The organism is Microcoleus sp. Pol10D4 (assembly GCF_036701555.1).
GTDB lineage: Bacteria > Cyanobacteriota > Cyanobacteriia > Cyanobacteriales > Microcoleaceae > Microcoleus.
The window spans coordinates 1-9803 of record NZ_JAUBRA010000116.1; the positions used below are offsets into that span (position 1 = coordinate 1).

General features: G+C 42.4%; 4 protein-coding genes. 3 read left to right on the plus strand and 1 reads right to left on the minus strand.

Annotated elements, in window-relative coordinates; translation table 11 throughout:
- Positions 1 to 309 precede the first annotated feature (309 nt).
- Positions 310 to 615, plus strand: coding sequence for a hypothetical protein (locus QUA36_RS29905; protein ID WP_333460008.1), 306 nt, complete (start codon positions 310 to 312; stop codon positions 613 to 615).
- 437 nt (positions 616 to 1052) lie between these two features.
- Here the strand turns inward: QUA36_RS29905 and QUA36_RS29910 are convergent, their stop codons facing one another.
- Positions 1053 to 1916 carry a CPBP family intramembrane glutamic endopeptidase gene (locus QUA36_RS29910; protein ID WP_333460009.1) on the minus strand — a complete coding sequence of 288 codons (864 nt, stop codon included), beginning with the start codon at positions 1914 to 1916 and terminating at the stop codon, positions 1053 to 1055.
- 391 nt (positions 1917 to 2307) lie between these two features.
- Between QUA36_RS29910 and QUA36_RS29915 the strand changes: the two genes are divergently transcribed.
- The gene (locus QUA36_RS29915) at positions 2308 to 3657 is read left to right on the plus strand and encodes a P-loop NTPase fold protein (RefSeq protein ID WP_333460010.1); all 1350 of its coding nucleotides are present in this window, start codon (positions 2308 to 2310) and stop codon (positions 3655 to 3657) included.
- Positions 3654 to 9746 carry a WD40 domain-containing protein gene (locus tag QUA36_RS29920; protein ID WP_333460011.1) on the plus strand — a complete coding sequence of 2031 codons (6093 nt, stop codon included), beginning with the start codon at positions 3654 to 3656 and terminating at the stop codon, positions 9744 to 9746. The genes QUA36_RS29915 and QUA36_RS29920 overlap by 4 nt, the downstream gene beginning before the upstream one ends.
- The last annotated feature ends 57 nt before the right edge of the window (positions 9747 to 9803 follow it).

Consider the following 9803-nt stretch of genomic DNA (forward strand, 5'->3'; position numbering starts at 1 on the left):
TTCAGATTGCACTCACTTTTTTCACTTCTCTATTTTATTGCGATCGCATTCCTCTTTAAAAACTGTCCGGAGTATTGGTTATACAATTCTTCAGACGTGCTAAATCCTAGAAGGAGGCGATCTAATAGCTTTTCCGAACCGCCAATAGACAATAAATATGAAATCTAATCAAGTCATTCAAATCAGCAGTACACCTGGTCAAATTATGGGGATTGTTCCCGTTCAAAGTAATTGCAAAATTACGGCTAAATTGGTCGGCGAACTGTTACAAATCAGCTCGAAATATTTTTTTAATTAGAAACAAAAGAGGTGTTTATTCCGATTGAGGATGTTAGAGCGATTGAAACAGGAGAGGGTTGTACTTGGTGGCTGTTTTGGTTAGGAATTCCGACTCTCAGTATTTTTATCGGTGTTGTCTTTATTATTCTTGCCTTCATTGTCAAACAGCGCTATCTGAATATTTACAGCAGTCGGGTTAATGTGATAGTATTTCACAGGAAGGGAGAAAAAGTGGCTCAGTTTAGAACGGGTGTTTTAGAGGCTCGCTATTCTAAGTCTCTGGCGATCGCTAAACCGCCCATGCCACCACCGCCATCACGTCCTTTGAATATTTGATTCAAGAGAGTAGATATCATATCAAATCCGCGCTTGATCGTCGAGCGTAAAATCGAGTCAACATTCAACACTCAACCATCATTGAGTTTTGCGATCCCGAGTTAACAGTTAACAGTTAACAGTCAACTATTAACAGTCAACTATTATGAGGAATGCAACCGGAATTGATATCATAATCCAAATCTCCTGAGTTTATGGTGTTCAGCAAAATAAAAATTCTCGTGGTGCGGGCCCCCTATCCCGGATGAGGAAGACGCTTATATAGCAATCCTTGCAGGAGTCATAAATTTTTTAACCCCACCCCAACCCTCCCCTTGGTAAGGGGAGGGAGTAAGAAATTCACAAATGATTTAGGATTGCTATACTATCATTTCTACCACAAATCTAGGAGAGCCAATATTTTATAAGAAACCGGCTTTTTTTAGGGTAAGTCTTATTTAAATTAACAAAAGCACGGCTGCTGTTGCTAGCAATAACAGAATTCCGGCTGCACCTGCTAGGGGCTTGGCGGCAATTCCTGTAATCCATTCTGATACCCTAGAAGTAGGTTTAATTGCGCCTTCTGTATCTACGGTAGTTATACCCCAAATCCAAGCTGCGTGAATGCCGATCGCCAATCCTAAACTGCCATGGTCGGCGATGCGGGCTAATGTTAAAACCATCCCCATCAGCCACAATCCGGGCAGTTGCGGTAGAGTTTCTTTGGCTGCCCAAATTAGATGGGCGATCGCGAAAATGAAACTGGCGATCGCACTTGCTATTAATATTGAGTAATCTTGCTGGAGGATTGTTTGCAAGCAGCCGCGAAAGATTAACTCTTCTGTGGCACTAATCCACAGTCCTAATAACAGAGTCAGCAGACTAGCAGGATTAAAGATTAATACCCAAAAATTAATGTTTTTTTCGCCTATTTCGGTGGAATTTTCACCTTTTTTTAACTCGATCCAGCCTACGGTTAATTGTAGACCGAATAAAATTACTAAGCTGATTATTCCTAATCCTAATCCCCCCAGTAATGATATCACAACTGCGGGTTGCCAATCCCAACCCCAACTAGCAAAAGTTGTGTTTTCGATCCAACTTGTCGCCCATAAAATGAATGGAACAATCACGTATAGGGAAGCTAGTAAAGGTAGTTTTTTGTTTCCCAGGGGTTGGGGTGGATGCCATTTGAGGGCGATCGCCAGCACAATCGCTGCAGGAAGCCACACAACAATCCAAGTCGAGAAAAACAAGATTATTTTGACAATTGCTGGTATTGACGGCGACAGCAGTCGCAGGTTAGTTATACTATTCCACATTTAATGGGTTGCGATCGGTACGCTTCTAATCAGTGAAAAACTTGACATTACTGGACAAATGGCAATAAATGTAACCATCAAAATGGTGAATGGGCGTGGCAGGGTTTCCAACGAATACTCTGCAAGCATACCTTTTCCACCGTCAAATCAAAAGCACCCGATTTCCTGACGGTAACTTTCGACAGTTGGAGTTTGAGGGGTGTAGATGACCCAACACAGGCAGCATCGAGCCAATGAGTGATCAGAAGCTGAATGCAGACTATAATCGAGCATAATATATAAGTGAGGGTTTGATGGCACTAGATTTACACAGATTCTTTAAATCATCCAATCCCAGCCGGGTTCTCGATATCAGCCAACCTGAAGCTCGACATATATAAGTGAGGGTTTGATGGCAATAGATTTACACAGATTCTTTAAAGCATCCAATCCCAGCCGGACTCTTGATATCAGCAAACCTGAAGATCGACAGTATTATATCGATTTTTCAGCAGTGCGAGGGAGCAATCTGATTAAAGAACTGGGTCGTGCTATAATGTTCTCCCAAGATGAACCAAATTGTCAGTTATTCACCGGACATATCGGTTGCGGTAAGTCCACTGAATTATCGCGATTAAAAGCAGAGTTAGAACAAAAAAGTTTCCACGTAGTCTATTTTGAGTCTTCTCAAGACTTAGATATGGCAGATGTGGATATCAGCGATATCTTACTGGCGATCGCCCGTCAAGTGAGCCAGAGTTTGGAGGCAGCTCAAATCCAACTCCAACCAACCCGTTTCCAGAATTTACTCCAAGGAGCTGCCAACCTTTTAAACTCAGAAATCACGGGAATCAAAGCTAAAGTTCCTGTCGTGGGCGATATCGGGATAAATGCAGAACCAGGAAAGTTTTCCCTAGCAGTAGGAATAGGAGAAATCACCACCAAAGCAAAGGATAGTAAAGATATTCGCTCTCTGTTAAGACAACACTTGGAGCCGCGAGTCAATAATATCTTAGAAGCCATTAATCAGGAACTAATTGAACCCGCCCAAAAGCAGCTAAAGCAGCAAGGCAAAGCCGGAATGGTCGTGATTGTTGACAATCTAGACCGGATTGATAGCAAGCCAAGGTCATCAGGAAGAACTCAACCTGAGTACCTTTTTGTTGACCGAGGAGAACAACTCAACAAACTCAAGTGCCACGTTGTCTACACCGTCCCCTTAGTTCTAGCTTTCTCCAATGACAAAGAAAATTTGACTAATCGCTTTGGCTCAGATCCTCAACTGTTGCCGATGGTGCGAGTGCATGAACGAGATGGCAGTCAATGCTTTGAAGGCATTGCTTTGCTCCGAAAAATGATTCTAGCAAGAGCTTTCCCTCATGTAGATTCAGAGCAACGCATCAGCTTAATCTCAGAAGTGTTTGACGCATCAGAAACGTTAGATTACCTCTGTCAAGTCAGCGGCGGTCATGTGCGAAACTTGTTAGTGCTGCTTAATAGCTGTATGAAAAAAGACGACCCGCCTTTTTCGCGCGATTTGGTAGAGCGAGTCATTAGCCAGCGGCGCAGCGAACTGAGTAAAGCAATCACGCCCCACGAATGGGAACTGCTACGGCTGGTAGCGCAACAAAAAACTGTCAGAGGTGAGGAAGAATATCAAACTTTACTGCGGAGTTTGTTTGTCTTTGAGTATCGCGATGCAGATGAAAGTTGGTTTGATATCAACCCTATTTTAGCAGAGGCAAAGGAGTTGCAATCATGAATGATTCGTCACCCGAATTAATACAGATTAATCAAGAGTCTTTGAAAACCCTGATCCGGGGAATTACTTGCTTTCAAGAAGAGTTTTCCTTAATTTTAGCCGTTTGCAACTACAGAACATTGCGGGAACAAATTGTGCAGCGGTTGCGGGAACAATGTCCGGTTCAGATGCGGGAATTGGTGCTAGAAAAGTCCGTTCAAACTCTCTACACCAGGATTAAAGAAGAACTGGGTACAGAACAACCTAATGCACTAATGATAGTTGGTCTGGAGTCAGTGCGCGAACTCGACGCGGTTTTGACGGCCACCAATCAGATTCGAGAGGAGTTTCGCAACTTTAACTTTCCTGTAGTGCTATGGGTGACAGATGCGATCCTGTGCAAGCTGATTCGGTTGATTCCAGATTTCCACAGTTGGGCAACGACGGTGGAGTTTCAAATGACCGTGGACGAGTTGATTCAATTCATTCGGCAAACTGTTGATGAGGTGTTTGCTAAGGTTTTAAATTCTCGCGAGAACGTATTTTTAGATAATGCTGCACTAGATATTGAAAATGGTTCTCCGCGTTGTGCTGAACTCAAGTCAGCTCGTGAAGAATTGCAACATCGAGGGGTGACGTTAGATCCAGAGCAGGAGGCTGGTTTAGAATTTATCCTGGGTCGAGTCGCTGATAATTCCCATGTTGTATCTCGCGAGCATTACGAGCAGAGTTTGGCTTTGTGGCAGCAAACAGGCGATCGCGCTCGTTGTGGAATTTTACTATTTTATATTGGACTGTGGTGGCGTAATTATGCAGCGCGACATCGCGTGGAGTATCAGCAAGCTGCCGATCGCGCCAGAGACTATTTTCAGCAGTCAATAGAGGCTTTTGAACAAGCCAATCGCTCCGACTTAGCGGCTAAATTTATCAATTTCTTGGCAGAGGTGCTGCATCGCCTGAAGCATTGGCGCGAACTAGAACTCGTGGCGCAAAAAGCCTTAGTTCTCCATCAAACCCATTACGACCAATTCCGGCAAGCGCGAGTTCAGGGCTTTCTCGCTGAAGTGGCATTGTCTAAATCCTTGTGGATTGAGGCAAAACAAGCGGCCGGGCAGGCTCTGGTTCTACTAAATGATGCTACAGAGACTATATCAAATCCATCACCGGAACAAAGTGTTTTATTGGATTTAGAACGTTCTTTTCATCAAGGTTGGTATTTGTTTTCGCTAGCGAAAGCACAACGGCAAATCGGTCAGGTATCAGAGGCGATCGCCACTTTAGAAACTGCCAGAAATCAAACCAAAGCTCAATACGATCCAGAGCTTTACATCCAGATTTTGACAAATTTGCGAGAATACTATTTCCAACAAGGACAATACCTCAATGCCTTTCATATTAAACAAGAGCGACAGGCGATCGAAAGTCAGTTTGGTTTTCGAGCTTTTATCGGTGCAGGGAGGTTGCAGCCAAAACAACAGATTGCCAACCCAGCGTTACCTTCTGCTGAATCGCAAGACGAAGTTGCCCAGGAAATCGCTGCTTCGGGACGGTTGCACAGTGTCGAACGGTTGCTGGAACGGATCGAGCGAGATGACTGCAAACTAACGATCATCCACGGGGAATCAGGGGTTGGCAAAAGCTCGATCGAGCAGGCTGGACTAATCCCTGCTTTGAAGCAAAAGCCGATAAATGCCCGCAGTGTTCTGCCAGTTTTACAACAGGTTTATGCAGATTGGGCTGATGAACTGGCTAAGTGTTTGGCAAAGGAACTGGCCACTATTCAAAAAGGATTTTCTTTAACCCTTTTTAGTACCGAAGAAAGAGAAGATGACGAATCTGATGTTGGGCTTGACTCCGCTACCTTAAGTTTAACAGACTCTCTGCTGGCTCAGTTACGGAAAAATGCGGCTCATAATCTGTTAACCATTCTGATTTTTGACCAATTTGAAGAATTTTTCTTTATTTGTAAAGACAGCGTACAAAGAAAAAGATTTTATGATTTTTTGCGCGCTTGTTTAGATATCCCTTATGTAAAAGTAATTCTTTCCCTTCGAGAAGATTACCTGCATTATTTATTAGAATGTACGCGATTCACTAATTTTGATGTGATTCATAATAATATTTTGGATAAAAATATTATTTTTTACTTAGGTAACTTTAAGCCAGATGAGGCAAAGTTAGTTATTCAAAGTTTAACTGAAAGAACTCAGTTTGAGTTAGAACCTGCTTTGATTGACGAACTTGTTAAAGATTTAGCAGGAGAAGTTAACGAGGTGCGTCCAGTCGAACTGCAAATTGTGGGTGCACAATTACAATCTGAGAATATTACGACCCTAGCCCAATATCAAGAAAAAGGACCAAAAGCAGCACTGGTAGCGAGATTTTTAGAAGAAGTTATTAAAGATTGCGGTTCAGAAAATAAGCAGCTTGCTGAACTTGTTTTGTGGCTGCTAACAGATGAAAATAGCACTCGTCCCCTGAGAACTCGTGATGATTTAAAAAAAGGTTTAGAAGACTTACTAACAGAGATCAGTCACCTAGAGTTAGTTCTGGAAATTTTTGTTAAGTCAGGGTTGGTATTGCTGTTACCTAGTTTTCCCGACAATCGCTATCAACTGGTTCACGATTATCTGGCTGATTTCGTGCGCCGTCAAAAAAATAATGAACTGATTGAAGAACTGGAAAAAGAAAGAGCGCAAAGAAAGCAAAGTGAAGCTGAGTTAAATCGGGTGCTGAAACGTCAATTAAAACTGGCGATGGCCGGCGGGGCTATGATGGCAGTTCTCGCAGTCCTAGCAGGTGTATTTGGAGTTGAAGCAAAAATCGGTGAAACTAATGCTGAACTCAAGCAAATTAGCGCCAATTCCGAATCTCTCTGGGCTTCAAATAAAGAGTTAGAGGCGCTAGTAGAAGGTTTAAAAGCTGGAAAAAAGCTTAAATATGGATGGAAAATAGAACCGAATACTAAGAATCAAGTAGTGTCGAGATTGCAAGAGGTTGTTTATAACGTCAGAGAGCGCAACCGATTGGAAGGTCATACCGATACTATCACAGATATTAGTTTTAGCCCTGATGGCAAATTTATTGCTTCTGGTAGTAAAGATAAAACTGTGAAGCTTTGGGACCGCGACGGTAGCGAGAAAAAACCTGCTTTGCAAGGAAAATATGGGAATGAATTTACAAGCGTCGCGTTTAGCCCCGACAGTCAAATTATTGCCGCTGGAAACAAGGATAGTAAAATTTACCTCTGGCGTCTGAATGGCACATTAATTAAACCTTTAACAGGACACAGGGATTGGGTGACAAATATTCGATTTAGTCCCGACGGTAAGACAATTGTTTCTGCTAGCCGGGACAATAGTGTAAGACTTTGGAAAATCGATGGCACTCAGAAAGAAAAGCTGGAAGGGCATACTTCTACTGTTAACATCGTGCGTTTTAGCCCGGACGGTCAAAGGATTGCTTCAGCTAGTGAGGATGGTACTATCAAACTGTGGAGTTTAGAGGGCAAGCAACTTCAATCTATAAATAGTCCTGGCGTTCTTGACTTGGCATTCAGTCCAGATAGCAAAACTCTGAGTGTAGCTAGTCGAGACAATACCCTCAAAATCTGGAAAATAGATGGTCGTATTTTACTCACAACATTTAATAATATAGTAGATTTTTTGAGTCCTGTTTTCGCTTGTTTCAGTTCGGATGGTAAGTTGCTGGCTACTGTTGCCGAGCATCATCAAGGGAATCTTTGGAAGATAGAAGGTAGTAAAATTGAACCGTTGAAAGATTTAAGCCTTCCCGCTCCGACAACTGGCAATTTGAGTCTTGATACTAAAACTATTGCCTTAGCTGGTAAGGACAATGTAGTGAAAGTTGTGAGTCTAGATTCAGAGACTTTGGATATCCATGAAGAGGGAATTAATAAAAGCAATATTATCGGGCTTAGCCCGGACAATTTGCCCGTCTCTATTGATGATAACCACTTGAAATTTTGGAACAGCGACGGGACAATCAAAAAATCCCTAGAAGTTGCCGATCGCATGGAAAACGCAAGTTTCAGTCCCGACGGTAAGGTAATTGCTTTAATGGGTACTCAGGCGACGACAAAACTCTGGAACAGTACAAATAAATTACTGAATACCTTCGAGCTGAATTCGTCATTTCCCGAAGTCAGTCCTGATGGTAAGCTCATGGTTACTGTAGAGAGAAATAATACAGCCAAGCTGTGGAGATCGGATGGCAAGCTAATTGGAAATCTGCCAGGTCACAAAGCAAGTATTACAAAGGTATTTTTTAGTCCTGACAGTCAGCTTATTGCTACTGTCAGCCAAGACAATATAGCAAAGGTGTGGAACCAAGATGGCAAGTGGGTAGCCACTTTACAAGGTCATACAAAGAAGATTACAGAGGTTATTTTTAGTCCTGACAGCCAGCTTATTGCTACTGTCAGTTTGGATAACACAGTTAAGTTATGGAAACGCGACGGCTCACTGCTTAAAATAATTGAAAAGTCGAGCGACATATTTAACAGGTTTAATCGAGGGACTTCTTCCGATAACACTCAAGTAAGATTCAGCCCTGACAGTCAGATGTTATTTGTCCCTAGCAATTACAATGACGTGCAACTCTGGGGTCGAAATGGAAAAGTGATTCAAACCCTCAAGGGGCATGATGGGTTAGTTTATACCGCGAGTTTCAGCCCCAACAGTCAGATCATTGCTACCACGAGTTTCGATCGCAATGTGAAACTTTGGAGGCGGAATGGCACTTTGATTACCACTTTACCGCAAAAATTCTATGAAGTTGATGTCAGTTTTAGCCTTGACAGCCAACTGCTTGTCTCAGTTAATTCTAGTAGTGTCAAACTTTGGGGTGTTGACGGGAAAGACATCGCGACTCTGGCAGACAATAGCGATGATTCTCCTAAAATGAGTTTCAGTCCTGACAGCAAAACCATTATATTGATAGCTGAGGATAACGTCAAACTTTACAACAGAGCAGGTCGGGTAATTAGAACCATTAAGAATGACGGCGATGACGTTCCTAAAATTAGGGTTAGTCAAGATGGAAGACTAATTGCTTCTGTCGATCGGAATAATGTAGTGAAGCTTTGGAGTAGTAATGGTAAGCTTATTCAATCCCTGAAGGGACATCGCAGTAAAATTACTTTAGTCCAATTTAGCCCTGATGGTAAAAATCTTGCCACTGTGGACAAAGATAATACTGCCAAGCTTTGGCAGAGCGACGGTACACTCGTTCTAACTCTTAAGGGACAAGGAAACCGGGTTGAAAATGTGGATTTTGGAGCGGATGGCAAGACATTTGCTGTTTCCGGTGTTGAAGATGTGGTGCAACTCTGGAACAGCGATTCCAAAAAGATAGTTACTACCTTAAAAGGACACCGCGATCGCATCAATAGTGTCAGTTTTAGTCCTACCAGTCAAATCCTTGCCTCTGCCAGCAATGATAAAACAGTGAGACTATGGGATTTTGATGGTAATACACTGAATATTTTAGACAAGCATACAAAGGAAGTGAATCGCGTCCATTTTAGTCATGACGGTAAGATGATTGCCTCAGCCAGTGATGACAAAACCGTAAAACTTTGGAACTTAAAAGGTGAATTGATTAAACCTCTTAAAGAACATAAAAGTCCGGTTCGGGATGTAATTTTTAATCAGAAGAGTTCAACGATCGCCTCAGCTAGCGATGACAGCACTGTTATCCTCTGGGATTATCAAAGTGGCAAGCTTAAGCATCGCTTATCAGGACACAGTGCGTCTGTTAAAAGCCTCAGTTTCAGCCCAAATGGTGAGATGCTTGCCTCGGCTGATGATATTGGTACAGTGAAAATTTGGAGCCGTGAGGGGATAATGCTAAAAAGTTTTAACCAGGAAAGTTTTGCTGGTGATAACATCAGCTTCAACTCTGATGGGCAGCAGATTTTTGCCTGGATTCGGGACAAAGAGAATTACTATTACGGTAAACCTTTGCTTTGGAGTATGAATCTCGATGATCTTTTAGGTATCGGTTGTCAGAAAGCAGGGGATTATCTGAAGAATAACCCGAATTTACAGGACGATCGCTCTCTTTGCAACTATAGTCATTTCAAATAAGTATGAGACACTAGACTGCACAATAAGCACGAATAATTTCATCAAGAGATGTGCCAG